The organism is Streptomyces sp. NPDC001796, from assembly GCF_042892355.1.
Lineage (GTDB): Bacteria > Actinomycetota > Actinomycetes > Streptomycetales > Streptomycetaceae > Streptomyces.
On the sequence record NZ_JBIAUC010000002.1, the window covers coordinates 68,989 to 95,716 of the forward strand.

Here is a 26,728-nt window from a genome sequence, read left to right on the forward strand (position 1 = left end):
GGGAACGCGCGCGGCCCTAGTAGCCCTGGTTGTACGGGTACTGCTGCTGCGGCTGCTGGTATTCCTGCGGCGCCTGCTGCCCGTACTGCTCGGGGTACTGCTCCGGGGCGTACTGCTGCTGCGGGTACTGCTGCTGCGGGTACTGCTGGTAGTCGTAGCCCGAGCCCTGCTGCTGGTACTGGTTCTCGTTCTGGTACTGGTTCTGGTTGCCGTACTGCTGCGGGTACTGGCGGTCCGGGGAGATGCGGCGCAGCTGGGTCGTCGCGTCGTCCATGACCGGGGTCTGGGGCTGGTTCTGCGCCTGTGCCTGGGGCTGGGGCGCGGTCTTCTTCGACTGGGAACGGGCCCGCAGGAACTCGATGACGATCGGGATCACCGAGACGAGGACGATCAGGATCAGGATCAGCTCGATGTTCTTGTGGACGAAGGCCACGTTGCCCAGCCAGGAGCCCAGCAGCGTGACGCCCGCGCCCCACAGGACGCCGCCGATGACGTTGAACACCAGGAACGAGCGGTACTTCATGCCGCTGACGCCGGCGATGATCGGCGTGAACGTGCGCACGATGGGCACGAAGCGGGCCAGCACCAGGGACTTCGGGCCGTGCTTCTCGAAGAACTCGTGCGCCTTGGTGACGTTCTCCTGCTTGAAGAGGCGGGAGTCGGGGCGCCTGAAGAGCGACGGGCCGACCTTCCTGCCGAACATGTAGCCCGCCTGGTCGCCCAGGATCGCGGCGAGGCAGATCAGGCCGATCGCCCCCCACAGCGGGAACTTCATCGTGCCCGCGGTGATCAGCAGGCCGCAGGTGAACAGCAGCGAGTCACCCGGCAGGAAGAAGCCGATGAGCAGGCCCGACTCGGCGAAGACCACCAGGAGCAGACCCCAGATGCCGAAGGTGTCGAGCAGGTGGTTCGGATCCAGCCAGCTCGGTCCGAGGGCAAGCGTCGTCACGGTTCCGGGCTCCTGAGGGGTGAGGGGACGTGCGTACGGCGTCCTGGGGCGGCCGACACGCAGGCACTGGCCGGACAAAGCTATCAACGCACGGTGTCCCCGGCAGGTTCCCCCGGTATCCCAGCAGTGCACTGTGCGGGAACTCGGTCACAGCTGTGCGGCCGCTCCCCCGCGGCCCTCACCCGTGGCGCTCACCCCTCGTGGCCCTCACCCTTCGTGGCGGGCGGCGTTCGCTACGATCGCGTCCCTGAGGTGTTCCGCGAGGCCCGGGCGCATGGAGTCGTAGTACGCCTTGAAGCGTTCGTCGGAGACGTACATCTCGGCGAAGCACCGGTGCATCTCGTACGGAACCTCGAAGTACCACCGGTTGATGTGCTGCCGGTGCTCCTCGGCCAGATCCATGGCGCGCTCGCCGGCCGGTGGTTCGCCGGCGGTCATCAGGGCGACGTAGCGCTTCTCCCAGGCGTCGACCTCGGCCTTGACGCGTTGCCAGTCCTCCTTGGTGTAGCGGGCGGCGCGGCGCTGCGACTCGGTCCACGCCTCGGTGCCGCCCCAGCGCGCCTCCGCCTCCTCCGCGTACTGCTCCGGGTCCTTGTCCCCGAAGACCTCGAACCTCTCCTCGGGTGTGAGGTTGATCCCCATCTTGCGTGCCTCCATGGCGTGCTCCACGGCCGCCGCCATCTTCCGCAGCTTCTCGATCCGGTCCGTCAGCAGCGCGTGCTGGCGCCGCAGGTGCTCCTGCGGGTCGGTGTCCGGGTCGTCGAGCAGGGCGGCGACCTCGTCGAGCGGGAAGCCGAGTTCTCGGTAGAACATGATCCGCTGCAGTCGGTCGAGGTCGGCGTCGCTGTAGCGCCGATGACCGGCGTACGTGCGCTCACTGGGTGTGAGCAGGCCGATCTCGTCGTAGTGGTGCAGCGTGCGCACGGTCACACCGGCGAAGCCGGCCACCTGGCCCACCGAGTAGCTCACTTCCGCTCCCTTCTGGGTACGTGCCTCAGCCTCGGCCCTCACGTCGCGTGAGGTGCAAGGGGATACGCCGCACGTGCACGGAACCATGATTCGTTGAACCAACGAGACCGGCGACAGGGAAACCGACGCATCACCGGCTCCGCCTACGCGATGGGAGACGCAACGCCATGCCGCTCCACACAGGTCCGGGCAAGCCCGACGAGCGCCCGAGGTCGATGAACCCCTTCTACGGGGAGGCCAATCCGGTCGTCGAGATGACCGAGGCACCGCCCAGGCACCGGTTGCCCGACGGCCCGATGCTGCCCACGACCGCCTACCAACTGGTCCACGACGAGCTGATGCTGGACGGCAACTCACGGCTGAACCTCGCCACCTTCGTCACCACCTGGATGGAGCCCCAGGCCGGCGTGCTCATGAACGAGTGCCGGGACAAGAACATGATCGACAAGGACGAGTACCCGCGCACCGCCGAGCTGGAGCGCCGCTGCGTGGCGATGCTCGCCCACCTGTGGAACGCGCCGGACCCGGAGGCCGCCGTCGGCTGTTCGACGACAGGGTCGAGCGAGGCGTGCATGCTCGCCGGAATGGCGCTGAAGCGGCGCTGGGCGCGGCGGAACGCGGACCGCTACCCGTCGCGGGAGGCCCGCCCGAACCTGGTGATGGGTGTGAACGTGCAGGTCTGCTGGGAGAAGTTCTGCAACTTCTGGGAGGTCGAGGCGCGCCAGGTGCCCATGGAGGGCGACCGGTTCCACATCGATCCGCAGGCCGCCGCCGACCTGTGCGACGAGAACACGATCGGAGTCGTCGGCATCCTCGGCTCCACCTTCGACGGATCCTACGAGCCGATCGCGGAGCTGTGCGCGGCCCTGGACGCACTCCAGGAGCGCACCGGCCTGGACATCCCCGTGCACGTGGACGGGGCCTCCGGGGCCATGATCGCGCCCTTCCTCGACGAGGACCTGGTGTGGGACTTCCGGCTGCCGAGGGTCGCGTCGATCAACACCTCCGGGCACAAGTACGGGCTGGTCTACCCCGGCGTGGGCTGGGCGCTGTGGCGGGACGAGGAGGCCCTGCCCGAGGAACTCGTCTTCCGCGTCAACTACCTGGGCGGCGACATGCCGACCTTCGCGCTGAACTTCTCCCGGCCCGGGGCCCAGGTGGCCGCGCAGTACTACACCTTCCTCCGGCTCGGCCGGGAAGGGTACCGGGCGGTCCAGCAGACCACGCGGAACGTGGCGCGGGGCCTCGCCGAGCGGGTGGAGTCGCTCGGCGACTTCCGGCTCCTCACCCTCGGCGACGAGCTGCCGGTGTTCGCCTTCACGACGGCACCGGACGTGGAGGCGTACGACGTCTTCGACGTCTCGCGGCGGCTTCGCGAGTACGGCTGGCTGGTGCCCGCGTACACCTTCCCCGCCAACCGGCAGGACCTGTCCGTCCTGCGCGTCGTGTGCCGCAACGGCTTCTCGACGGACCTGGCGGACCTGTTCCTCGAGGACCTGACCCGCCTGCTGCCCGAACTCAGGCGCCAGCCGCACCCGCTGACCCGCGACAAGGAGGCGGCCACGGGCTTCCACCACTGAGCCGCCGCTCGCCGACCCGGCTCACCCCGCCTGTGCCAGGGCCACCAGTTCGAACGCCGTCTTCCCGTCGAGGGACTCACGGAGGATGTCCGCGTGCCCCGCGTGCCGGGCCGTCTCACGGATCAGGTGGAGCATCACCCAGCGCATCGAGACCCGCTCGTCCGGCGGGAACCAGGGGTCGTTCGGCAGCGGGAAGGTGTCGTCGAGGCTCGGCACCGCGCGGAGGAACGCCTCGGTTCCGGCCGCCACCTCCTCCCAGTACGCGAGCTGCGAGGCGACCGTCTCGCCGTCGAGGAGCTGGAAACACTCGTGCCAGTTCGACTCGTCCCGCTTGACCGCGGGGGGCTCCCCCTTGGCCCGGGCGATCCAGCTCTGCTCGACCTCGGCGACATGCTTCAGCAGGCCGCCGAGGGACAGCTCACTGGCGCTCGGGCGGGTCCTGGCCTGCTCCTCGGTCAGTCCCAGCACCGCCCGGCGGATGCCGCCGCGCTGCTCTTCCAGGAACGACAGCAGCGCCCCTCGCTCGTCTCCCTGCGCCTCGGCTCGTACGTGCGTGACCATGGCTGCCGCCCTTCACCGGTCGGTTCTCCCTGACACCCACGACGCTACGGGCCCTTGCGGTCAGGTTCTGTCCGCAAGGGCCCGGCCACTTACGCGAAGACTAGAAGGGGAACGCGCTCCGCCCGTGCTGGATCGAGATCCACTTCAGTGTGGTGAAGGCGTCCAGGGTCGTCTCGCCGTTCAGGCGGCCGATTCCCGAGTTCTTCTCGCCACCGAACGGGACCAGTGGCTCGTCGTGGACCGTGCCGTCGTTCACGTGGAACATGCCCGTGTCGATCTGCTGGGCGAAGGCGACACCGCGCTCGACGTCGGCGGTGTGGACGGCGCCGCTGAGGCCGTACGGGGTGTCGTTGACCAGGCGGACGGCCTCCTCCTCGCCGTCGAAGGGGATGAGCAGCGCGACCGGGCCGAAGATCTCCTGCCGCAGGATGGGGGAGCCGGCGGGGACGTCCGTGAGGACGGTCGGCTCGACCAGGTTGTCCGTGGTCGCGCCGTGCACCAGCGCCGTGGCGCCCTCGGCGATCGCCTGCTGCACCACACCGGTGATCGCGTCCGCCTGCGAGGAGTTGATGACCGGGCCGATGACGGTCTCCGCGTCGCGCGGGTCGCCCGCCTTCAGCGACTTCACCTTGGCGACGAACTTCTCGGTGAACTCCGCCAGCAGCGAGCGGTCCACCAGGACGCGGTTGGCGGCCATGCAGACCTGGCCCTGGTGCACGTACCGGCTGAAGACGGCCGCGTCGACCGCGTAGTCGACGTCCGCGTCGTCCAGGACGACCAGCGCGCTGTTGCCGCCCAGTTCCAGGACCGAGCGCTTGAAGTGGGCGGCGCAGACGGTGGCGACATGGCGGCCGACCTTGTCCGAGCCGGTGAAGGAGATGACCTTCGGGATCGGGTGCTCGAGGAACGCGTCGCCTATCTCCGCTATGTCGGTGATCACCACGTTGAGCAGTCCGCCCGGGAGCCCCGCGTCCTCGAAGATCCTGGCGACCAGGGAGCCGCCGACGACCGGCGTGTCCTGGTGCGGCTTGAGGACGACGCCGTTGCCGAGCGCCAGCGCCGGCGCGACCGACTTGATCGCCAGCAGGAACGGGAAGTTGAAGGGGCTGATCACGCCGACGACGCCGACGGGCACGCGGTAGAGGCGGTTCTCCTTGCTGTCGACGGGCGAGGGGAGGATCTTGCCCTCGGGGCGCAGCACCAGCTGGATCGACTCGCGCAGGAACTCCTTGGCGAGATGCAGCTCGAAGGCGGCCTTCAGCCGAGTGCCGCCCAGCTCCGCGATGATCGCCTCGGTGATCTCGGCCTCGCGGTCCTCCAGGAGCCCGAGCGCCTTCTCGAACACCGCACGGCGGACGTAGGGGTTGGTGGCGGCCCACTCCTTCTGCGCAGCCGCGGCGGCCCGGTAGGCCTCGTCGACCTCGTCGACCGTGGCTATCGTGATCGACGCCAGCTTCTCGCCGTCGTACGGGTTGAAGTCGATGATGTCCCAGGAGCCGGTGCCCGGGCGCCACTCACCGCCGATGTACTGGCGAGCCAGATCGGTGAAGTAGGACGACGACATGTGATCCCTCAATCCCTTTGCAGCCGAAGCAGACACCCGTTTCCGCACCCGCGCTCAGGTCACGGCCTGATCGCGCGTCATCGTACTTGCGGCAGCTGGGAGTTGGAGGGCTCCTGGGGATACTCCCGGTAAGACTCTCAGGAAAGCTGGAGCAGCCCCCGCAGCAGATCGCGGCTTTCGTCCGGGCCGGGGCTGTCCTGCTGCAGCTCCTTGATCGCAGCCTCGTACTGGGTCACGTCCTCGCGTTTGTCCAGGTAGAGCGCGCTGGTGAGCTGTTCCATGTACACCACGTCGGACAGGTCGGACTCGGAGAAACTGAGAATCGTGAAGGAACCGCTCTCACCGGAGTGCCCGCCGAAGCTGAACGGCATGACCTGCAGCCGTACGTTGGGGCGCTCGGAGATGTCGATCAGGTGCTGCAGCTGGCCGCGCATCACCCGCCGGTCGCCATAAGGGCGGCGCAGGGCTGCCTCGTCGAGGACGACGTGGAACTGCGGGGCACTCTCCGAGACGAGGTACTTCTGCCGCTCCAGGCGCAGCGCCACCCGGCGGTCGATGTCCTCGGCGCTCGCGCCCTTCATGCCCCGGGAGACCACCGCGTGCGCGTACGCCTCCGTCTGCAGCAGGCCGTGCACGAACTGGACCTCGTAGGACCGGATCAGGTGCGCCGCACCCTCGAGGCCGACGTAGGTCGGGAACCAGTTGGGCAGGACGTCCGAGTAACTGTGCCACCACCCCGCGACATTGGCCTCCTTCGCGAGGGAGAGCAGGGACGTGCGTTCGGCTTCGTCGGTGATCCCGTACAACGTCAACAGGTCCTCGACATCCCGCGTCTTGAAGCTCACCCGTCCCAACTCCATGCGGCTGATCTTCGACTCGGAGGCGCGGATCGAGTAGCCGGCCTGCTCCCTGGTGATGCCGCGCGCCTCCCGCAGGCGCCTGAGGTGGGATCCCAGCAGAATGCGCCGCACCACCGAACCGCTCGAGTCCCCAGCGCTCACTTCGTCAGCCTCCCCAACGTCCTTCAGATCGCGCAGTCTGCCACTAAAACACTCCGAGCTGTACTCGTGCGGTTACAGAAATGGAAAGAAGACAAAGGTGAGGCGCAGGGAGAGACCGGAGAGGGCAAGCACAAGGGAAGAAAGTGACTGAAGAAATAAGGGAAAAGCGGTACGGGAGCGGCCAATTCCGGCGCGTGCACGTGCATCTGCCCTTGCATCTGCTTGGCTCATCCGAAACCATGGTTCCGCGCCACCGCTGCATCGCCACGACCGCGAACACCCGGGAGTGCCTCGCATGGGGACGAATGGATCGACCATGCTCGAGCCCTTACGGCAGGGACTTCCGCCGCTCGATCCCGCGGCCGTGTCCAGCGCCGCCTCCTGTGCCCTGCCCGCCCGCCTCGAAGCGGTGCGCGAGGCACGGCGGTTCACCCGGGCCACGCTCGGGCAGTGGGATGTGGGCGAGCGTTTCGACGACGTCTGCCTGGTGGTCTCCGAACTCGTGACCAACGCCCTGCGCCACGCCCTGCCGGCCTCCACCGTGTGCCCGGGCGAACAGGACGCACCGGTACGGCTGCACCTGATGCGCTGGACCACGCGCCTGGTGTGCGCCGTGCGCGACCCCAGTCACGACAGTCCGGTCGCGGGCGACTCGGAGGACTTCTCGGCCGAGTCGGGCCGCGGGCTGTTCCTCGTCGAATCGTTCGCCGACAGCTGGGGCTGGCACCCGCTGGCGGGCACGCTGAGCGGCAAGGTGGTCTGGGCGCTGTTCCGGCTGTCGCCGGCGCAGGTATGTCCTGACTGACGTCCCGCGGCACTTTCGGGTGCCGGAGTTCTACGCGTGTTACATGCCTGCGGCGCCCCAAATCGCCGCAGGCGTCCGCTTGTTGCACACGTGCGCGTTTCCACGCGCCACCGAACCAGCCCTGTTGCGACGGGAGACGTGCACGCTCCCGTGATCCACCGCGGGCACGCCGGTGTGGCGCGTCAGGCGATCAGATGGTCGAACTCGCCGTCCTTGATGCCCAGCAGCATCGCCTGGATCTCCGCGCGGGTGTAGACCAGCGCGGGCCCGTCGGGGAAGCGCGAGTTGCGCACCGCCACCTCTCCCCCGGGCAGCCGGGCGAACTCCACGCATGACCCTTGGGAGTTGCTGTGCCGGCTCTTCTGCCAGGCCACTCCCTCCAGCTCTGTCGCAGCCATGCCGTTGTACACGTCGTCCACGTCGCACACGTCGTGGTCCACAGGTCGCTCCCCGGGTGGTGCTGTGGCTGGTATGGCCATTGATGCAGCGGTCAACTTCCCCGGATCATAACCCCGTTCACATGCAGATGCAGGAGCAGATGCACGTGCACGCGGGGTGGTCCTGTGGTTACAGCTTTTACAGTTCCTTGACTACGCTGCGACTGCCGTCTGGCTACAGTCGGTCAAGCGTCTGCCCCAGAGCCCGCATCACATGCGAACTCCAGCCCCCGTGCATGATCTTCCGCGCCATCGTCTGTGCCGGGTCGTCCGGGTCGAACCCTTCGTGCACTAGGAAGAGACGCGTTCCACGGCCTTCCTGTTCCAATGTCCACGTGATGGTCCAGTCCGCGGGGTTGCCGGGGTCGGCGTCGGCCCAGCGGACGCGCAGCATCCGTTCCGGCTCGTAGGCGAGAACCCGCACCTCGACGGTGCCGGAGAAGCGCGCATTGGGCCGGGGCACCGAAGTCATCGTGTAGCGGTGACCGACCTCGAGCCGGAAGTTCTCGCTGCCGGGCATCTGCCACTGGACGAGCAGGGCGGGCTCGGTGAGGGCGCGCCAGACCTTGGCGGGCGGGTGCGGCAGGAACTGCTCGACACGGACGGTGGTGAGATCGTCGTCGTCTGCGGTGCTCATGGCTGGTCATCGTCGGGCATGCGGTCGAGCAGGTCGCCGAGACCCTTCAGCGCCTCGCGCCAGAACCGCTCGTACGGATGGAGCCAGTCCTGCACCTCGGCGAGCGGCGCGGCCTGAAGGCGGTAGATGCGCTGCCGGCCGGAGCGCTGCTCGGCGACGAGACCGGCCTCGCGCAGCACCTTCAGATGCTCCGACAGACTCGGTCGGCGCATGGCGAAGTGGTCGGCCAGGGCCTGGACCGGCTGCGGCCCCCTCTCCCGAAGCAGGCGCAGCACCTCGCGGCGCGTGGCGTTGGCGAGCGCGGCGAAGACGCGGTCCTCGGCGGCGGTGCCCGCCCCGGCCCCGGTCGTGGTCATGGCGGTGTTCCTATCCGTGAGCCTCCGTCAGCAGCATCAGACCGTTGCCGTCGGGGTCCCGGAAGGACGCCATCCGGCCCCAGGGGAGGTCGTCCGGCCCCTGCACGGCGACCCCCTCCTCGGCCAGCCGGGCGCAGTCGGCGTCGACATCGGTCGTGACCAACATGATCCCCCGGGCGCTGCCGGGCTCGAAATCACCCATTCCCGGCCCGGACAGCGTGAAGACGGTCTGGGCGCCCTCGGGGGCGACCTGGAGCCAGCGCCCCTGGGGCATGTCCAGGTCCGCGGTGACCTGGAACCCGAGGACGTCGGTGTAGAAGCGCAGGGCTCGGTCCTGGTCGGTGACGGGGAGGGTGACGAAGGAGGCGTGCGTGATGGTCATGGCCGCACAATAGGTAGGGAAGCTCCTACCCGTCAAACGTAGGAAGTCCCCTACCTATGGAGGGTCGCCGATGTCCTGGTAGCTTGCCAGCGGCCGTCCCCACGACGTCATCGGCACCCCTGGGAGACTTCAGTGACCACGGCGACCCATGTCACGCCTCGGCGGGCCCGCTTGGCGCTCGCGGCCGCGGGCTGTGCGGCGGCGCTCATGCTGACCGGCTGCAGCAGCGACTCCGGCGGCTCGGGCGGCGGCGCGTCGGCGGCACCCGGCGCGTCCTCGTCCTCGGCTTCCGCGGACGACGGCCGGAGCTCAGGCGGGAGCTCGGCCTCCTCGGCGGGCAAGGCCGGGGAGCTCGAGGGGAGCTGGCTGGCCACGACCGGTGGGAAGGCCGTGGCCCTGGTGATCAACGGCAGGCAGGCCGGGCTCTTCGCGACGGGCGGGACCGTGTGCAGCGGGACCGCGGGCGAGGAGGCGGGCATGCAGATGATCCACCTCAAGTGCACCGGCGGCAGCAGGAGCCGCAGCACCGGCATGGTCGACTCGGTCACCTCCAGCAGCATGAAGGTGACCTGGGAGGGCGGCGGCGGCACGGAGACGTACACCAAGGCGGAGGGCGGCAAGCTCCCGAGCGGGTTCCCGGCGGCGAGCCCGGGGTCGTGACGACCCGCCTTTCACCGCGGCACCGACCCGGGCCCGGAGGCGGGCGGCATACGGGGTGAATCGCGACAACCGTGGCTGGCGGCGCCCGCGTAAGGGGAGGGCGCGCAACGAGGGACCGCGCGCCTGCGTGATGATCCATGAGCACCATCACGAACCAGAGGAGCCCGATGCGCGCCCTTCCCGTCCGTCTCGCCGTCACCGCCCTCGTGGCGGCCCTGGCGCTGACCGCCTGTGACAGCAGCAACAGCGGCAGCGCCGACAAGAGCGGCGACAGCGGCAAGAGCAAGAACACCGCCGAGTGCACCCTCGGCATCAAGGTCGGTCCCGCCAACGCCGCCACCACCGCCGGCGACACCGGCGACGTCCCGGTCACCCTCACCAACGAAGGCAGCCGTCCGTGCGCCTTCGACGGCTTCCCGGCCATCGAGCTGACCGGCGGCGACACCGGCTGGAAGGTGCCCGACCAGGAGGGCGCGAACCCGGAGAAGGTGACGCTGCAGAAGGGCGACACGGCGACCTTCACGATCACCTACGTGCGCGGGAAGGCCGGCGGCACCGACAGCGCCGCGGCGAAGAACGTGAAGATCACCGTCCCGGGCGCCGGTGACGCGCACAGCTACCCGTGGTCGTACGGCGAGGTCGCGCTGAAGGGCGGGAAGGCCCCGGACGCCTCGGTGAGCCCGATCCAGGTCGCCGGCGACTGACGCGACGTTCAGGGGAGCCGGGGCCGCCCCGTGACCTGGGCACGGTCGGCGGCCGCGGCCCCCTGCTCCCATCCCGCCACGTCGCTGACGCCGCGCAGCCGGGTGGTGACCGTGTCGGGGAACATCTCTTCCACGCGGTCCGCGACGGCGACGTCCCGGGCCGCGAGCACCGGCAGCAACTCGCCGCCGCCGGTCACCTGTCCCTCGGCCTCCTCGGCGGCGGTGCGGAGCCGGTCGCCGATGCGGTGCGCGTACGCGGCCAGGAACGACTGCCGGAACGTCTTCGTACGCCTGCGGCCGCCCTTGCGCTGCGCCGCCTCCGCCTTGGTCATCGCGGTGGTGGCCTGCACCAGCAGCGAGGTGTAGAGGAGTTCGACGGCTTCCAGGTCGGGTTCGAATCCGACGACCGTGGAGAAGCCGAGCGCGTCGTGCCACACGGCCCGGCAGCGGTTCGCGGCGGCCACGGCGTCCAGGAGCACCGCCTTGGCCGTCTCGTACGGCGGATCGACGCCTATGCGGCAGGCACCGGGCGCGTCCCCGGTGTGCGTACGGGCCGCGAGCAGCGCCTCGTCGATGCTGTGCCGCGCCATCAGCTCCTGTGCCTTGGCGCTGAGCGCCTCTGCCTCCTCCGGGTATCCGGTCGCCTCCGCCTTGGCGAGCAGGGCGCGGATGCGGGTGAGCATGCGGGACTCCGGTCGCCTCGGGGCGGCGGAGGGCCGGGCCTCGTCGAGAGGTTCGAGGGCGGGCAGGCGCAGCAGCAGGCGGTACAGCTCCAGGACTGCGGTGGCGTGGGAGAAACGGTCCGGGCCGCGCTGCGGTTCGCCGTCGAGTTCCCTGAGTTCCTTCAACTGCGCGGCCCAGCGCGGCGTGGGGGCGGGCCGCCGGTCCGCATCGCCGAGGATCAGCTGCACGACTAGCCGTACGTGCGCCTCGTCCAGTGCGCGGCGCACGAAGCGGACGACGTCGGCGGGCTGCCAGCCGCGCCGCCAGGCCGTCGCGACGAACTCCTGTCCACGCCGCGCGAGTTCACCGTCGGCCGCGGGGTCGGCGGCGAGCAGTGAGGCCCCTGTGTCGAGGGCGGAGTCGGTGTCGTCGTAGAGGGCTGCCCGCAAGGCGCGGTCCACGGTGGTCGTCGTACTCACACGGTCGATCGTGACACGCGCCGGCACCCGGCGATTGTCAACTTCGGGTTGACAGTCCGGGACTGTCAACTTACGGTTGACACATGACGGTGAATCCCTACATCTCAGCGAACCTGCGTCTCGACGACCTGATCGACGCCATCAAGAAGGTCCACAGCGACGCCCTGGAGCAGCTCCAGGACGCCGTGATCGCCGGGGAGCACCTCGGCGACGTGGCCGACCACCTGATCGGCCACTTCGTGGACCAGGCCCGGCGTTCGGGCGCCTCCTGGACCGAGATCGGCAAGAGCATGGGCGTGACCCGGCAGGCGGCCCAGAAGCGCTTCGTGCCCAAGGAGTCCGCGGACCTCGACCCCGGCCAGGGCTTCAGCCGCTACACCCCGCGCGCGCGGAACGTGGTCATGGCCGCGCACAACGCGGCGAAGGACGCCGGCAACGCCGAGACCGTCCCGGCGCACCTGGTGCTGGGGCTCCTCAGCGAGCCGGAGGCGCTCGCCGCCAAGGCGATCACCGCGCAGGGCGTCTCCCTGGAGGCGGTGCGCGAGGCGGCCGCCGCCGCGCTCCCGGCCCCCGCCGAGGAGGTCCCGGAACTCGTCCCCTACGCCCCCGCCGCCAAGAAGGCCCTGGAGCTGACGTTCCGCGAGGCTCTTCGCCTCGGCCACAACTACATCGGCACCGAGCACATCCTCCTCGCCCTCCTCGAGCAGGAGAACGGCGAGGGCCCGCTCAGCGGTCTCGGCATCGACAAGGCGACGGCCGAGGAGAACATCAGGAAGGAACTGACCGAGATCACCGACGCCCTCAAGGGCCGCGAGAAGAAGGACCGATAAGGCGTTTCCGCAGGTCGACGCCCACTGTCAGACCCCCCTGCCACACTCGCAGCATGACCGGGCGCTGGGCTCTCGCTCCGGCCGGGGACGGTGGCGTGGAGGTCGCCGCCCTCGGCCCGGACGGGCTGCTCGCCGGGCCGGTGGTCAGGGAGGAGGACCTCGCAGAGGCCGTGCGCGCACGGCCCGAGGTCACCCGGTGGGTGTGGCGGTCCACCGCCGACGTCCAGCCGCGTCTGCTCGCCACGGGGGTGCGAGTCGACCGGTGCTACGACGTCGAGGCCGCCGAGGCCCTCCTCCTCGGCCACGAGGGACGCCTAGGCGAGCCTCGGTCGGCCGCCGCCGCGCTGGCCCGGCTGCGCGGCGGCCCCGTACCGCCCGATCCGCCTCCGCGCTCCGCCGAGCCCGGCGCGCAGTCCTCCCTGTTCGAGCCGAGCCCCGTCCACGTCCCCCTGAGGGACCTCGTCGAGGTCTACGCCGACCAGCAGCGGCGGCACGACACCGCCACGCACCCGGACCGCATGCGGCTGCTCACCGCCGCGGAGTCGGCCGGCATGCTGGTGGCCGCAGAGATGCACCACGCCGGTCTGCCGTGGAGCGCGGACGTCCACCGCGAGGTGCTGCACGAACTGCTGGGCGAGCGGTACGCGGGCGGGGGCGAGCCCCGGCGCCTGGCAAAGCTGGCCGACGAGGTGTCCGCCGCCTTCGGCCGCCGTGTCCGTCCCGACCTGCCCGCGGACGTCGTCAAGGCGTTCGCCCAGGCCGGGATCAAGGTCCGCTCCACCCGCCGCTGGGAGATCGAGTCCGTCGACCACCCCGCCGTGAAGCCGCTCCTCGAGTACAAGAAGCTGTACCGCATCTGGGTCGCCCACGGCTGGTCCTGGCTCCAGGACTGGGTGCGCGACGGCCGCTTCCGCCCCGAGTACCTGCCGGGCGGCACGGTCACCGGCCGCTGGGTCACCAACGGCGGCGGCGCCCTGCAGATCCCCAAGGTCATCCGGCGCGCCGTGGTCGCCGACCCCGGTTGGCGGCTGGTCGTGGCCGACGCCGCCCAGATGGAGCCGCGCGTCCTGGCCGCGATCTCCCGGGATCCGGCGTTCATGGAGGTCGCCGGCCGCGACGCCGACCTCTACCAGTCGGTGTCCGACCGGGCGTTCTCCGGCGACCGCGCCCAGGCGAAGCTCGCCGTGCTCGGCGCGATCTACGGCCAGACCTCCGGCGACGGCCTGAAGAACCTCGCCGCGCTGCGCCGCCGCTTCCCGAAGGCCGTCGCCTACGTCGACGACGCGGCCCGCGCCGGCCAGGAGGGCCGCCTGGTGCGCACCTGGCTGGGGCGTACGTCGCCGCCGGCGGCGGGAGCGTCCGACGACGCTGCGGAGGAAGCGGGCATTCCGCAGGAGGACACGGCAGCGGCCCCGCCCGACGAACCCCAGCAGTGGATGCCGGGGTACGCCTCCACGAACTCCCGCGCCCGGGGCCGCTTCGCACGCAATTTCGTGGTGCAGGGCAGCGCCGCCGACTGGGCGCTGCTGATGCTCGCCGCGCTCCGCCGCGCCTGCGCGGGCCTCGCCGCCGAGCTGGTCTTCTTCCAGCACGACGAGGTGATCGTGCACTGCCCGGCGAAGGAGGCGGAGACGGTGGCCGCCGCCATCCAGGAGGCGTCGGACCTGGCGATGCGGCTGGCGTTCGGCGAGACACCGGTGCGGATCCCGTTCACGACGGCGGTGGTGGAATGCTACGCGGACGCCAAGTGAGGGCGGCGCGCAGCCGAGGGCCCCGAGTGACGGCGCCCGTCCCGTCTCACCCCTCAGCCAGCAGTTCCCTCAGCTCCCCCGCCACCGGACTGTCCGTGCCCTCCAGAGCCGAAAGGGCCGCCTCCCACTGCCGGCGGGCCTCCTCGGCGTCGCCCTCGGCCCGGCGCAGCAGGCCCCGCTGGTGGCGGGCGAGCCCTTCGGTGTAGCGGTCGCCGCGCCGGGCGGCGAGGCACAGCAGCACATCGCACTCGCGCGCGGCCCGCCCGGGGTCCCCCCGTTCCCGCAGCGCCCGCACCAGGCCCAGCCGGGTCTGGGACTCGCCCTGCCAGTGGCCGTGCCCGCCGAGGATGCGCAGGCTCTCCTCGAAGTGGGGTACCGCGGCGTCCGGTTCGCCGAGCGCGAGATGGGCGAAGCCCATGTTGCAGTGCGCGGAGTGACGGACGATCACATGGCCGATCCGCTCGCCGATCTCCAGGCTGCGGCGGTGGTGGCCGATGGCGCCCCGCGGGTCAATGTGCTCGTACAGGTTGCCGAGGTTGCTGTAGGTGATGGCCTCCTGCATCGGGTCGTCGAGCACACGCGTGTACTCCAGGCACCGCCTGAGCGCCTCACCGGACTCCTCGTACCGCCCGAGGACCCCCAGCAGCAGCCCCCGGTTGTTCAGCCCACGGCACAGGCAGGACAGATCGCCGAGCCGCCGCCAGATCTCCAGCGCCTCGTCCAGCAGGGCGAGCGCGTCGTTGCCCCGGCCCTTCAGGAACTGCACCCCGGCCATGTCCAGCAACGCGTAGGCCTCCGCCGGCGCGTCCGCGAGGCCCCGCGCCCCGCGCAGGGCGGCGCGTACGAGCGCCTCCGACTCGGCGACGCGGCCCCGGCGCTGCAACGGGGAGGCGATCATGCGGACGAGCAGGGGCACATGGGCGGAGGTGTCCGCGTGACGCTCCACGAGGGCGACGATGTTCTCCAGTTCAAGGACGAGCCAGTCGGCGGCGGCCTCGGCGGAGCCGAAGGCGGGCACGGACGCCACGTCCGCCGTGTGCGTGCTGGGCTGTGAGGGGGTCGCCCGGAGCCGGTCCGTGCGCTCGGTGCCCGGCTCGACCAGCGCCTCCAGGGCACGCGTGGCCATCGCGGCGTACCAGCGCAGGGCGACCTCGGCGCCGCAGCGCTCCGGCTCGACGCCCTGTTCCCTCGCCACGGTCTCATGGGCGAAGTCCCGCACGAGGTCGTGCGGCGCGTACCGGCCGTAGGCGGTCTCCTCCAGCAGGGCGACGTCGACCAGGCGGTCGAGGGCGGCCTCGGCGCGGCGTTCGTCCGTGCCGAGGAGGCGGGCGAGGAGGGAAGCGCCGTAGCCGGGCAGGTCCAGGGCGCCGATCAGGGCGAGGGCGTGTGCCGCGTCCCGGTCGGCCTCGCGGTCCGAGGCGCGCAGCGCGTCGTGCGCGACGGCGAGCGACCTGCGCACGCTCAGGTCGTCGTACTCCAGATGGTGCAGCCGCCCCTCTGTGGCGGCGAGTTGACCGGCCAGCATGTCCGGGGTGAGGGCGCGGCGGGCGGCGAGCCGTGCCGCCACGATGCGCAGGGCCAGCGGGAGCCGCCCGGCGAGTTCGACGAGCGGGTGCCCGGCGTGCAGGCCGTCCCGGCCGGAGACCGCGCGCAGCAGGGTCGCGCTGTCCTCGTCGCTGAGCGGGGCGAGCGGGACCCGGTGCGCGCCGTCGAGCGCGGTGAGCGGGGAACGGCTGGTCACGATCACCGCGCAGCCCGGGCCGCCGGGCAGCAGCGGACGCACCTGGGCGGCGTGCGCCGCGTCGTCGAGCACCATCAGGGTGCGGGTCGGGGCGAGCAGCGAGCGGAGCAACGAGGCGGCTGCGTCGGGGTGTTCCGGGATGCGGTGCGACTCGGCGCCGAGGTCGCGCAGCAGCGCGGCGAGCGCCTGCCCGGGGAGGAGCGGGGTCATGCCGGGGGTGGCGCCGTGCAGATTGACGTAGAGCTGACCGTCGGGGAAACGTTCCCGCAGTCCATGCGCCACATGCAGGGCCAGCGCGCTCTTGCCGACCCCGGCCATACCGCTGACCACGGCGACGCCGGGCACGTCGCGTTCGGCGGCGAGGAACCGCAGCAGATCCTCGCGGACGGCCTCCCGGCCGGTGAAGTGCGCCGGGGCAGGCGGGAGCTGGGCGGGCCTGGGCGCTCTCGTACGGTCCCGGTGGGGGTCGGCGTAAGGATCGTCCGCCCGCGGAGCGTCCCCTGCGGTCCTGTCGCCGCTCGCGGCCCGACCCTCCCGGAGGATCTCCAGATGCGCCTCGCGCACCGCAGCGCCGGGCTCGACGCCGAGCTCCTCGATGAGACGGGCCCGCAGGTCGCGGTGGACGGCCAGGGCCTCCGCCGGGCGGCCGGTACGGCCCAGGGCCAGCATCAGCAGCCGGTGAAACCCCTCCCGCAGCGGATGCTCGGCGACCAGCGCGGCCAGCTCCGGCACGAGGTTCCCCAGCCGCGCCCCGCCGAGCTGCAGTTCCGCGTCGTACCGCCACTCCAGGACGAGCAGCCGCGCCTCCCTGAGCCGCTGCACCAGCGCATGCGCTCCGGTCTCGTGAGGCAGCCCGCTGAGCGGGGTGCCGCGCCACAGTGCGAGCGCGCCGGACGCCTCGCGCAGGACGCCCTGCCAGTCCCGGGCGGCGTGCGCGGCGCGGGTCGCGATCAGGTGCTCCTCGAAGACGCGCACGTCCAGTTCACCCTCGTCGACGCGCAGCAGATACCCGGGCGGCACGGCGCGCAGCCGCTCCGGGCCGTCGTCGCCGAGCAGGCGGCGGAGCCGGGTGACGTGGTTCTGCAGGGACGCCTGCGCGGAGGCCGGCGGCGCGCCGTCCCACAGCGCGTCCTTCAGTGCCTCGACCGAGACGACCCGGCCGGGCTCCAGCAGCAGCGCGACCAGCAGGGCGCGTACCTTGCCACTGCCGGTCGTGCGCACCTCGCCGCCGGCGCCGTACACGACGGGCGGACCCAGCAGTCCGAACCGCAGCCCGTCCCGCATCGCCGCCCCGTCGCCCTTCCTCCCCCCAGCTCTCGGCTTCGCTCGAACAGGGGGGACCCCGATGGCACGCTCGCCGTGCCTCGCCTCACCGCGCGGCACGACCGCCGCGTAACGCCAGATCGCGCGGCCCGACCGTCGCGTCCCGCCGTCGGATCGCGTCGACGAACGGCGCGTTTCCGTCGGACCGGCCCACAACTCCTCGTGGAACGGGCCAGCTCACGGCTTCCTCGCCAGCCGTTGGCCCCATGTTAGCGATCTGTTGGCGTGGCCTGATGTGATCCTTTCATCGGATCTGGCCCGACGGTGCGCGCGTTCACGCGTAGCTCGGGGGAGTGTCGCCGCCGTGGCCGGATCCGGGATCGCACGAGGACCCGGTCGGCAGAGGTGAACGACCGGGTCCTTCGTCGTCTCCGCGAGCGCGGGGGCCGCCTCCATGGGGTGCCCCTGCCCACCACCGCGCGGGCTACTCCTCGGGCGTCCCGCACCGGGCCTCCGGCAACCGGGGGTTCCGGCTCGTCCAGGGGGCCGGGGAGTCCGGCTCGTCCGAGGGTTCCGAATCGTGCGGGGCTCCGACGCATCCGGGGCTCTGGTTCGTCCGGGGGCTCCGGATCGTCCGGGGGTTCCGGCTCGTCCAGGGGGCCGGGGAGTCCGGCTCGTCCGAGGGTTCCGAATCGTGCGGGGCTCCGACGCATCCGGGGCTCTGGTTCGTCCGGGGGCTCCGGATCGTCCGGGGGTTCCGGCTCGTCCGAGGGTTCCGGCTCATCCAGGGTTCCAGTTCGTCCGAGGATTCCAGTTCGTCCGAGGTTCCGGATCGTCCCGGGACCCTCAGATGACCGGCGGCCGGCCGAGCCTGGTGAGCCGCCACACCGTGCGCCAGCGCATGGGCCGCCGTGCGCCGCCGGAGGTCCGCAGTCCCTCCACGAACCCGCCGAACCAGGCCTTCAGCCCGCCGACCGACCGGGTACGCAGGAGGGTCACGGCGATCCACACCCCGAGGTGGACCGGGATGAGGGGAAGCGGCAGCCGCCGCCGTACGAGCCAGACGCGGTTGCGGGCCGTGACGCGGTAGTAGACGGCGTGCCGTGCGGGTGAGGTCTTCGGGTGCTGGAGCAGCAACTCCGGCGCGTAGAGGATGGTCCACCCGGCGTCGGCAGCCCGCCAGGCCAGATCGGTCTCCTCGTGCGCGAAGAAGAACTCCGCGGGCCAGTCGCCGGTCTGGGCGAGCATGGCCATGGACAGCGCGTGCCCGCCGCCGAGGAAGCCGGTCACCTCCCCGCCGCGCATCGGGTCGGCGGCCCCGACCCTGGGCACGTGCCGCTGCTGGGTCTCGCCGTGCTCGTCGGCGATGCGGAAACCGACGATGCCGAGCCGGGGGTCGGCGGCGTACAGGTCCCGTACGCGACGCAGCACGTCGGCGTCCACGAGCAACCCGTCGTCGTCGAGCTCCACCACGACGTCGACGTCCCCGAACTCCCGCAACCGGGCGAGGCCCACGTTGCGGCCGCCGGGGCAGCCGAGGTTCTCGTCGGTCTCGATGCAGGTGACCTCGCCGGGAAGGTCCAGGCGCGCGGCGAACTCGGGCAGCGGACAGCCGTTGCCGATGATCACGATGCGGGAGGGTGCGAGGTCCTGCTTGGCGACGGACCTGAGGAGCGCGTCGACCTCGGCGGGCCGGTTGCCCATGGTCACGACGGCGACGGCGAGCCTGGGCCCCTGCTCCTGCTGCGGCTGCGCCTGCGACACGACACCCACCCCATCCCCACCGACGACTGACCACGCGATGCTAGCCGTTCACCAAGAGGACGCCCGGTGTCCGCCGGTTCCCCCCGCACCGGACGACTTTCCGGGGCGTACGGGGCGGGACGGGGCGCGCGCACACGCGGCGCCCCATCCCCGGGCCCGCATGTACGCTGGCCGCAACCGCGCGGCAGCGCAGCGCACCACAGCAGCACGAGCGAGAACACGAGAAAGGGGACGGAGGATCGGGGCCCGCCGCGGACCGTGACTCCCACCGCCCATGCCGTCCAACCCCCGGGCCGGGTCGCCCAAGGAGATCTCCAGCCCGAGCAACCCCCACGTCAAGGAACTCGCCGCCCTCCGCCGCCGGCGCAGCAGGCAGGCCGCCGGAGTGACCCTCGTGGAGGGGTACGAGGAACTGGACCTCGCGCTGCGGGCCGGTGTGCGCCCCCGCGAGCTGTACTTCTGCCCCGCGCTGACCGGCGGGTCCGACCCGCGGAACGTGGTCGCGCGTGCGGCCGAGCGCGGCGCCGACCTGTACAGCCTCAGCAGACAGGCGTTCGACAAGGCGGCGTACCGCGAGGGCCCGGACGGCTGGCTCGCCGTCGTCCCGGACATCGAGACCGACCTCTCCCGCATCCAGGTCGACGACCGGTCCCTCTTCCTGGTCTGCGAGAGCGTCGAGAAGCCCGGCAACCTGGGCTCGATGCTGCGCACCGCGGACGCGGCCGGAGTCACTGCGGTCATCTCCGCCAACCCGGTGACCGACTGGGGCAACCCCAACGTGATCCGGGCCAGCAAGGGCACGGTGTTCGCCGTCCCGATCGCCTCGGCCGACTCCGAACAGGTCATGCGCTGGCTGGCCGACCACGAGGTGAACGTCGTCGCCACCACCCCCGACACCGATGTCCTGATGGCGGACGTCGACATGACCGGGCCCACGGCGATCCTCGTCGGCAGCGAGAAGTACGGCCTGTCGGACCGGTGGCTTGGGGGCAGCCACACGAAGGCCAAGATCCCGATGTTCGGCCAGGTGGACTCGCTCAACGTCGGGGTGTCGGCAGCGCTGTTCACCTACGAGGCCGTACGGCAGCGGATGGCCTCGGGCCGACGCTGAGGCGGGGCGGCGAACGTCCCTACGGTGAAGGGGAGTTCCGCCGAGCCCGCCGAGCCCCGCGCGTGGTCGCCGCCCTGCTGTGCGCCCGTGCCCCCGCATCCGGACACGCCGATGCGCTGACAGCCGCAACTCCCCTTCACAGCACGAGCGTTCGCGATCCGCTTCCTCACGGGAGTGGCAACCGGTGTCCCAGGCGGAAACTTTATACATCCGTGGCCTGTGAAACTGGTGAAGATCAGTGAGTCGGAAGTAGTATCAGCCGCTTGTCTTCAAGCACTTCTCCAGCATCTTCACTCATCAGGAGACCTGAGTGTCCTCTGCCCACAGAGGCGGGAATCACCGCCGCCGGGGCCGGATAGCCGTACGCGCCGCTGCCGCCACGCTGTTCCTCGGCGGCGCCGGTGCGTTCCTCATGGCGCCTGCCAACGCGGCGCCCCTGCCGACGGACATCGGCGTCCAGGGCCACGACAGCGTCGGCAAGTCGCAGCTCAAGGCCCGCGTGCAGGGCGCGATCACCGCGCCGGCCGCCAACACCCCCGCCAGCCTGCGCCCCGCCGCGAGCGTGGGCACTGCGTCCGGCACCACCACCAGCCCGAAGCCCCAGCCGTCGGCTTCCGGCACCGCCAGCCCGCAGATCATCGGCGGCACGACCACCAGCATCTCCACGGCCCCGTGGATGGTGCAGCTGTGGTACTACGACGACAAGGGCACCAGCGACACCAGTGACGACGTCGGCTTCTTCTGCGGTGGCACCGTCGTGTCGCCCACGAAGATCCTCACCGCCGCGCACTGCGTCTCGGGCTACGACTGGCACAACAACGGCGCCATCATCTACGGCACCGCCCAGCTGCCGACCACCGACCCGTCGACCAACACCACCGACTACCACGGCGGAACGGTGGCGGGCGTCTGGCGGCAGTGGAACGATTCTTCGTTCCGGATCACCGCGAACGGCACCGCCGTCAACGACGTCGCCGTGCTGACGCTGCCCGACCCGATCAGCGCCCAGCCGCTGCCCATCACCACATCCGACGACACCACGTCGTACAAGGCGGGCACCCAGGCGCAGATCTACGGCTGGGGGCGCACCAGCTCCACCAGCCAGGACATCTCGCAGACCCTGCGCAAGGCCACCGTGCCGGTGAACGGCGACTCGACCTGCTCGAGTTTCTACGGCAGCGACTTCGTCGCGGGTGCCATGACGTGCGTCGGCAATCCGGCCACCGGCTCCGACACCGGCACCGTCGCCACCTGCAACGGCGACTCCGGCGGCCCGCTGGTCGTGAACGGACGCGTCGTCGGCGTCGTGTCGTGGGGCGTGCAGGACTGCGTGGCCAACGGCTCGTACAGCGTCTTCACCAAGCTGAGCTCGTACGTCGGGGCGACCGAACCGCGCATCGACGACACCGACCTGAGCGGTGACGGTCGCGCGGACATGTTCGCGATCGCCTCCAACGGCCAGGGCTACGAGTACGACTCGCGCGGCAAGTCCTTCGCGCCGCGGATCTCGCTCGGCGACTGGAGCGGGGTCAACCTGGTGCGCCAGGCCGACCTCGACCGCGACGGCTACGCCGACCTGCTGGTGCGCACCACCGACGGCACCCTGTACTGGCAGCACCTCAACCTGTCCACCGGCGACACCGACGTCACCAAGCTCGGTGCCGGCTGGAACAGCATGAAGGTCCTGCTCGTGCCCGGCGACCTCACCGGCGACGGCCAGCAGGACATGTTGGCCATCGACTCCAGCGGCAACTTCTGGCGCTACCCGGGCACCGGCCACGGCAACTTCGGCTCGCGCGTCAAGATCGGCACCGGCTGGGGCGCGTACGGCAGCAACGTCTTCGGCAAGGGCGACTTCACCGGCGACGGCAAGCTCGACCTGCTCGCCCAGGACTCCTCCGGGAACCTGTGGCTGTACAAGGGCACCGGCAACCCGTCGACCCCGCTGGCGCCCCGCGTGAAGATCGGCTGGGGCTTCCACTACAACGCGTACGTGATGAACGGGGACATGACCGGCAACGGTCACTCCGACCTGATCGCCCGCGACAGCAGCAACAACCTGTGGCTGTACGAAGGCACCGGCGACGTCTCGCACCCGCTGGCCTCCCGCATCAAGGTCGGATTCGGCTACGGCGGCTACCGGCTGAGCTGACCGGTACCGGCGGGAGATCGATCCCGCACCCGGACACCGGGTGAGAACGGGCCCGTGCGCGTCCTGAGAAGGGCGTACGCGGGCCCGTACCTCGTTGAAGATCTCCGTCACCTCGTCGATGAAGGTCTGGAGCGCCTGTCGCAGCACGCTGGGGTGTTCAAGGTGGATGCCATGCCCGGCCCCTGGGATGCTCATGGCCACGGTCTCGGGCCTCTGCTGGAGCATGCCCTCGATTTCCTGCGGGAGGATGATGCCCCGCTGGCCCCAGATGGCCAGCGTCGGGCAGGTGATGCCCGCCCATTCGTCCCAGAAGGAACGCCGAGCGTTCTCGGCAAGTGAAGCGATCATCACCTCGCGGTCGAAGCGCGGCCACCATCCGTCGTCCCTGCGCTCCAGTCCGGCTGCCCAGCCTGCGCCGACCGGGCCGCCGCCGAAGAAATCAGTGGCGGCCGGGAGTGAGGGGAACGGCCGAGTGCGGCCGTGTAGTCGGCGGCCGTCATCCGCCAGGGGTGGGCGCCGTGGCGGGCTACGGCGCCCGCGGTGATGCGCGGGCCGGCCCAGTCGAAGTCGGCGCGCCAGTGCAGCCGGGCTCCCGCGCGTACGGCGTCGTCGAGCAGTTTGTGGCAGGCGGCGGACGGGACGCCCTCGGTGCAGACCAGGGCGGCGCCGGTGTCCTGCAGTTCGCCGGCCGCGGCACGCAGGACGGCGGGGTTCTCGCAGACGAAGATGGTGCGGGCGGCGGCACGCTCCGCGAGCAGCGCGCGGTAACGGTCCGGGGGCAAGGCGCAGTCGTTCGGCGGTGTCGTCCCACTCCAGTCGGGGGCGTCGACGCCGCGGGCGCGGGCCGCGCGCCACATCCGGGGAACGAGATCGGGCACGAGCGGGGCGGTTGGCCATCCGTTCGCACATCCACAACAGCCGTCCGGCCCCACGGCCGGGCCCCAGTGGGGGCCCCAGTGCGGGCCCCAGTGCGGGCCACCGGATGCACTGGGCCAGGTCACCGGCGACGACGGCCGCCCACGGGTGGACCGTGCCGATCGGGCCCTGCTCGCCGAGCCAGGCCAGGTAGCGCTGGGCCTCCTCGGCCAGGCGGCGACGGCACCGACACGACCAGTAACGCCGCCCGGGGCGTGCCGGTGTACGGCAACGACACAGGCGAGCCGTGCCACGCCTCCGCCTTCGCGGCCTCCGAGTACACCCAGGACTGGCGGTGGAACCTCGACTTCATTCGTCGACCCGCACAAACATCACCAGTTACGCCTACAAGACCGAGACCAACTACTACGGCCGAGGCTCCGCACACACCCTCACCCCGTACATACGTGGCGGCTACCCCGCGCCGCAAAGTTGCTGTTGCCGTAGTAGAGGGAGGAGTTGGGGCCTTCGGCGTAGGCGGCAGCGAGCGCGGTGGTGAAGCCCGCGACATTCTCGGTGGGGGCGCTGTCCTGGAAGGTCACCAGCCAGCGGGGCATCGCAAAGGGGTCCGAGTACGCCGTCATCTTCCACAGCGCGTCGTCCTCGCCTTCGGGCAGGTACCCGAGGCGGACGGTCTGGTCCGGCGTGGTGGCGCAGACGTTGCCCATTATGTGGAATCAGGTTTGTCAAGGTTCACCCCCCTGTTTACCGGCGTCAAGTATGGACCTCTTGGCCTCGCGCAGCCACGCCCACCAGGGAATTTGGCCTGCCGGTGACGCGCCGCCCTCGGTAGCAGGGCCGGGGCGTTCACCCGGCATGCTGCAGGCCACCGCCGTAACTGAAGCAGGCCCTACCAATGACCGGAAAATGGCCGGCGCTCGGCGGTCAGCTCGCCACTTTTCGCGTACCTCATGAAGACGGCATACCGCAGGGATCAACAGCCGTCAGTCCTCACGACGCCACGCTTTCAAGGTCGGTAAGCCTAGGCCGTTCACCCGGATGGACGTTGGGCGGCTGGCACGACAGGACAGGCGCAGACAACACTGAAATACTTTCTGTCAAGACCTTACTGATGGTGAGCGCCGCACTTACCGCCTACCCGAGTCGGTACCTCCGATATCGGATCCGTGGACACGCCCCCGTCCATGGGCCGCGCGCAGGAGCGAACCAATTATGAGCGAGAAGATCGCCGGTATCGATATACCCGATACGCGATTGGCGGCCGAGGCCACGGAACTGGTCCGCGAAGCGGTGCCGCCGCTGCTCTTCGACCACTCTCGCAGGGTCTACCTGTTCGGGATGTTGCAGGGGCTGCGACGCGGCCTGAAGCCTGACCCGGAACTGCTCTATGTCGGAGCGATGTTCCACGACCTGGGTCTGACGCAGACATACCGGACCGCTCATCAGCGATTCGAGATCGACGGTGCGGACGCGGCGCGTCGGTTCCTTACCGAGCACGAGGTCGGTGCTGACGAGGTGCGCCGGGTATGGACGGCGATCGCCCTGCACACAACCCCCGGTGTCCCGGAGTTCATGGAGCCCGAGATCGCGTTGGTCACCGCGGGTGTGGAGACTGACGTACTCGGGATCGGCCGTGACGACCTGGATCCCGCGGCGCTCGAAGCCGTCACCGACGCACACCCGCGCCCCGACTTCAAGCGCCGGATTCTGGAGGCCTTCACCGATGGCTTCAAGGACCGGCCCGACACAACCTTCGGCACCGTGAACGCCGACGTGCTGGCCCACTTCGTGCCCGGCTTCCAGCGCATCGACTTCGTCGAGGTCATCCGAAACAACTCCTGGCCGGAGTAGCCGGCGGAAATTACTGCATGTTTCGGCCGACCCGTGTACGCCAGAGGACTCCACCGGGAGCAGAGGATGAAGAGATGAGCAAGGAACCACCAGTCACGACCACGGATTCCGGTTGCCCCGTCGCCAGCGACGAGTTCTCACTCACGGTCGCAACCAACGGCCCCGTCCTGCTGCAGGATTCGTACCTGATCGAAAAGCTGGCCCACTTCGTCCGCGAGCGTGTCCCCGATCGCGTCTATCACGTCAAGGGCGGCGGCGCCTTCGGCTATTTCGAGGTGACTGCCGATGTCACCGAGTGGAGCAAAGCCGCCTTCCTCAACACGGTCGGCAAGCGCACGCCGGTGCTGATCCGCCTCTCGTCGGTGGCCGGCGAAGAGGGCTACCCGGACTCGGACCGCGACGTGCGCGGCTGGGCCCTGAAGTTCTACACCGAGGAAGGCAACTACGACCTCGTCGGCAACAACACGCCAGTCTTCTTCGTGCGCGACCCCATGAAGTTCCCCGACTTCATCCACTCGCAGGAGCGCATGCCCGACAGCGGCCTGCGCAGCAACAACATGCAGTGGGACTTCTGGACGCTCTCACCGGAGTCGGCCCACCAGGTGACGATCCTGATGAGCGACCGCGGCACACCGCGCACCTGGCGCCACATGAACGGCTACGGCAGCGACACGTACATGTGGGAGAACGCCGCGGGCAAGAAGTTCTGGGTCAAGTACCACTTCAAGACCGAGCAGGGCATCGAGAACTTCACCGACGCCGAGGCCAGGGCCATGCGCGCCGAGGACCTCGACTGCCACCGACGCGACCTGCGGGAGGCGATCGCCCGTGAGGACTACCCGTCCTGGCGCCTCGAGATGCAGATCATGCCCTACGAGGACGCGGCCGACTACCGCTTCAACCCCTTTGACGTGACCAAGGTCTGGCCGCACGAGGACTACCCGCCGATCACCGTCGGGCGCTTGGTGCTCAACCGCAACCCCGAGAACTTCTTCGCCCAGATCGTGCAGGCCTCGTTCGACGTGGCGAACTTCGTCCCGGGCATCGGGCCCAGCCCGGACCGGATGGTGCTGGGGCGGTTGTTCGCCTACGGCGACTCGAGCCGCTATCGCACCGGCCCGAACTATGAGCAGCTTCCGGTCAACCAGCCGCTCAACGAGGTGCACAACTACAACAAGGACGGCCCGATGCGCTACCACCACGGTGGCGACCAGCCGGTCTACGCGCCGAACAGCTACGGCGGGCCCAAGGCCGATCCGCAGCGCTACCGCGATCCGAGCTGGTTTGTAGAGGCCGGCGAGATCATGCGCACGGCCTACGAGGCGCACAGGGACGACAACGACTTCATCCAGCCCGGCACGCTCTACCGCCAGGTGATGACGCCGACCGACCGGGACCATCTGGTCGACAACATCGTCTGGCAGCTGAGCCAGGGAGTGGAGCGCTTCATCCAGGAACGTGCGGTCAACGACTACTGGACGAAAGTGGATGCCGACCTCGGCGCGCGCGTCGCCCAAGGCTTGGGCCTGGGGACTTCGCAGCCCGGTACAGGCCGCTGAGCGCCTCCTCGCCTTCGACCTACGCGTTGCGATGCGCAGACCACCGGCGCACGACATACGCCGATTCCAAGGTCAACGAAAAC

At 70.4% G+C, this 26,728-nt stretch carries 24 protein-coding genes; 10 read left to right on the top strand and 14 right to left on the bottom strand.

What is annotated here, in order from left to right; all coding sequences use genetic code 11:
* Positions 1-16: 16 nt before the first annotated feature.
* Positions 17-949 (bottom strand): DedA family protein, encoded by a 933-nt coding sequence (locus ACFYZE_RS03825; RefSeq protein ID WP_388988112.1) that lies wholly within the window; start codon positions 947-949, stop codon positions 17-19.
* Positions 950-1,156: 207 nt separating this feature from the next.
* Complete coding sequence (locus tag ACFYZE_RS03830; RefSeq protein ID WP_388988115.1) at positions 1,157-1,918, bottom strand: MerR family transcriptional regulator; 762 nt, start codon at positions 1,916-1,918, stop codon at positions 1,157-1,159.
* Between the two features lie 167 nt (positions 1,919-2,085).
* Here ACFYZE_RS03830 and ACFYZE_RS03835 point away from each other — a divergent pair, with 167 nt between their 5' ends.
* Positions 2,086-3,498, top strand: coding sequence for a glutamate decarboxylase (locus tag ACFYZE_RS03835; protein ID WP_388988118.1), 1,413 nt, complete (start codon positions 2,086-2,088; stop codon positions 3,496-3,498).
* 21 nt (positions 3,499-3,519) lie between these two features.
* Here ACFYZE_RS03835 and ACFYZE_RS03840 read toward each other — a convergent pair whose 3' ends face one another.
* From ACFYZE_RS03840 to ACFYZE_RS03850, 3 genes are all read right to left on the bottom strand, one after another.
* Positions 3,520-4,059 (bottom strand): DinB family protein, encoded by a 540-nt coding sequence (locus ACFYZE_RS03840; RefSeq protein WP_388988121.1) that lies wholly within the window; start codon positions 4,057-4,059, stop codon positions 3,520-3,522.
* A 100-nt stretch (positions 4,060-4,159) separates the two neighbouring features.
* On the bottom strand, positions 4,160-5,623 hold the full coding sequence (locus ACFYZE_RS03845) for an aldehyde dehydrogenase family protein (RefSeq protein WP_388988123.1): 1,464 nt from the start codon (positions 5,621-5,623) through the stop codon (positions 4,160-4,162).
* Positions 5,624-5,760: 137 nt separating this feature from the next.
* A complete protein-coding gene (locus ACFYZE_RS03850) occupies positions 5,761-6,597 on the bottom strand; it encodes a helix-turn-helix domain-containing protein (RefSeq protein ID WP_388989510.1) in 837 nt (278 codons plus the stop codon).
* A gap of 322 nt (positions 6,598-6,919) precedes the next feature.
* Here ACFYZE_RS03850 and ACFYZE_RS03855 point away from each other — a divergent pair, with 322 nt between their 5' ends.
* Complete coding sequence (locus ACFYZE_RS03855; RefSeq protein WP_388988126.1) at positions 6,920-7,429, top strand: ATP-binding protein; 510 nt, start codon at positions 6,920-6,922, stop codon at positions 7,427-7,429.
* 182 nt (positions 7,430-7,611) lie between these two features.
* Here the strand turns inward: ACFYZE_RS03855 and ACFYZE_RS03860 are convergent, their stop codons facing one another.
* The 4 genes from ACFYZE_RS03860 to ACFYZE_RS03875 form a co-directional block, all read right to left on the bottom strand.
* Positions 7,612-7,869 carry a DUF397 domain-containing protein gene (locus tag ACFYZE_RS03860; RefSeq protein WP_200422377.1) on the bottom strand — a complete coding sequence of 86 codons (258 nt, stop codon included), beginning with the start codon at positions 7,867-7,869 and terminating at the stop codon, positions 7,612-7,614.
* 172 nt (positions 7,870-8,041) lie between these two features.
* On the bottom strand, positions 8,042-8,503 hold the full coding sequence (locus tag ACFYZE_RS03865; RefSeq protein WP_388988129.1) for an SRPBCC domain-containing protein: 462 nt from the start codon (positions 8,501-8,503) through the stop codon (positions 8,042-8,044).
* On the bottom strand, positions 8,500-8,859 hold the full coding sequence (locus ACFYZE_RS03870) for an ArsR/SmtB family transcription factor (protein ID WP_388988131.1): 360 nt from the start codon (positions 8,857-8,859) through the stop codon (positions 8,500-8,502). The genes ACFYZE_RS03865 and ACFYZE_RS03870 overlap by 4 nt, the downstream gene beginning before the upstream one ends.
* A gap of 10 nt (positions 8,860-8,869) precedes the next feature.
* A complete protein-coding gene (locus ACFYZE_RS03875; protein WP_388988134.1) occupies positions 8,870-9,241 on the bottom strand; it encodes a VOC family protein in 372 nt (123 codons plus the stop codon).
* A 132-nt stretch (positions 9,242-9,373) separates the two neighbouring features.
* Here ACFYZE_RS03875 and ACFYZE_RS03880 point away from each other — a divergent pair, with 132 nt between their 5' ends.
* Entirely contained in the window at positions 9,374-9,901 is a 528-nt protein-coding gene (locus ACFYZE_RS03880; RefSeq protein ID WP_388988137.1) for a hypothetical protein, read from the top strand.
* Between the two features lie 137 nt (positions 9,902-10,038).
* Positions 10,039-10,605: a DUF4232 domain-containing protein gene (locus tag ACFYZE_RS03885; protein ID WP_388988140.1), complete on the top strand. Its 567-nt coding sequence runs from the start codon at positions 10,039-10,041 to the stop codon at positions 10,603-10,605.
* Positions 10,606-10,613: 8 nt separating this feature from the next.
* On the opposite strand, the gene ACFYZE_RS03890 is transcribed toward ACFYZE_RS03885, so the two are convergent.
* Positions 10,614-11,747, bottom strand: coding sequence for a DUF2786 domain-containing protein (locus tag ACFYZE_RS03890; protein WP_388988143.1), 1,134 nt, complete (start codon positions 11,745-11,747; stop codon positions 10,614-10,616).
* 83 nt (positions 11,748-11,830) lie between these two features.
* Between ACFYZE_RS03890 and ACFYZE_RS03895 the strand changes: the two genes are divergently transcribed.
* Together ACFYZE_RS03895 and ACFYZE_RS03900 are read left to right on the top strand one after the other, a co-directional pair.
* Positions 11,831-12,577: a Clp protease N-terminal domain-containing protein gene (locus tag ACFYZE_RS03895; protein ID WP_388988146.1), complete on the top strand. Its 747-nt coding sequence runs from the start codon at positions 11,831-11,833 to the stop codon at positions 12,575-12,577.
* Positions 12,578-12,630: 53 nt separating this feature from the next.
* Positions 12,631-14,328, top strand: coding sequence for a bifunctional 3'-5' exonuclease/DNA polymerase (locus tag ACFYZE_RS03900; protein WP_388988149.1), 1,698 nt, complete (start codon positions 12,631-12,633; stop codon positions 14,326-14,328).
* 46 nt (positions 14,329-14,374) lie between these two features.
* On the opposite strand, the gene ACFYZE_RS03905 is transcribed toward ACFYZE_RS03900, so the two are convergent.
* Both ACFYZE_RS03905 and ACFYZE_RS03910 read right to left on the bottom strand, forming a co-directional pair.
* Positions 14,375-17,353, bottom strand: coding sequence for a BTAD domain-containing putative transcriptional regulator (locus ACFYZE_RS03905; RefSeq protein ID WP_388988152.1), 2,979 nt, complete (start codon positions 17,351-17,353; stop codon positions 14,375-14,377).
* An 825-nt stretch (positions 17,354-18,178) separates the two neighbouring features.
* Positions 18,179-19,096 (bottom strand): glycosyltransferase family 2 protein, encoded by a 918-nt coding sequence (locus tag ACFYZE_RS03910; RefSeq protein ID WP_388988155.1) that lies wholly within the window; start codon positions 19,094-19,096, stop codon positions 18,179-18,181.
* A gap of 274 nt (positions 19,097-19,370) precedes the next feature.
* Here ACFYZE_RS03910 and ACFYZE_RS03915 point away from each other — a divergent pair, with 274 nt between their 5' ends.
* Both ACFYZE_RS03915 and ACFYZE_RS03920 read left to right on the top strand, forming a co-directional pair.
* Complete coding sequence (locus ACFYZE_RS03915; protein WP_388988158.1) at positions 19,371-20,207, top strand: RNA methyltransferase; 837 nt, start codon at positions 19,371-19,373, stop codon at positions 20,205-20,207.
* A gap of 310 nt (positions 20,208-20,517) precedes the next feature.
* Entirely contained in the window at positions 20,518-22,359 is a 1,842-nt protein-coding gene (locus ACFYZE_RS03920; protein WP_388988161.1) for a trypsin-like serine protease, read from the top strand.
* Between the two features lie 347 nt (positions 22,360-22,706).
* On the opposite strand, the gene ACFYZE_RS03925 is transcribed toward ACFYZE_RS03920, so the two are convergent.
* Together ACFYZE_RS03925 and ACFYZE_RS03930 are read right to left on the bottom strand one after the other, a co-directional pair.
* Complete coding sequence (locus ACFYZE_RS03925) at positions 22,707-23,237, bottom strand: DUF2399 domain-containing protein (RefSeq protein ID WP_388988164.1); 531 nt, start codon at positions 23,235-23,237, stop codon at positions 22,707-22,709.
* A gap of 429 nt (positions 23,238-23,666) precedes the next feature.
* Positions 23,667-23,942 (bottom strand): DUF317 domain-containing protein, encoded by a 276-nt coding sequence (locus ACFYZE_RS03930; protein ID WP_388988167.1) that lies wholly within the window; start codon positions 23,940-23,942, stop codon positions 23,667-23,669.
* A gap of 505 nt (positions 23,943-24,447) precedes the next feature.
* On the opposite strand from ACFYZE_RS03930, the gene ACFYZE_RS03935 reads away from it, so the two are divergent.
* Positions 24,448-25,086 (top strand): HD domain-containing protein, encoded by a 639-nt coding sequence (locus tag ACFYZE_RS03935; RefSeq protein ID WP_388988170.1) that lies wholly within the window; start codon positions 24,448-24,450, stop codon positions 25,084-25,086.
* Positions 25,087-25,160: 74 nt separating this feature from the next.
* Entirely contained in the window at positions 25,161-26,645 is a 1,485-nt protein-coding gene (locus tag ACFYZE_RS03940; RefSeq protein WP_388988173.1) for a catalase, read from the top strand.
* Positions 26,646-26,728 lie beyond the last annotated feature (83 nt).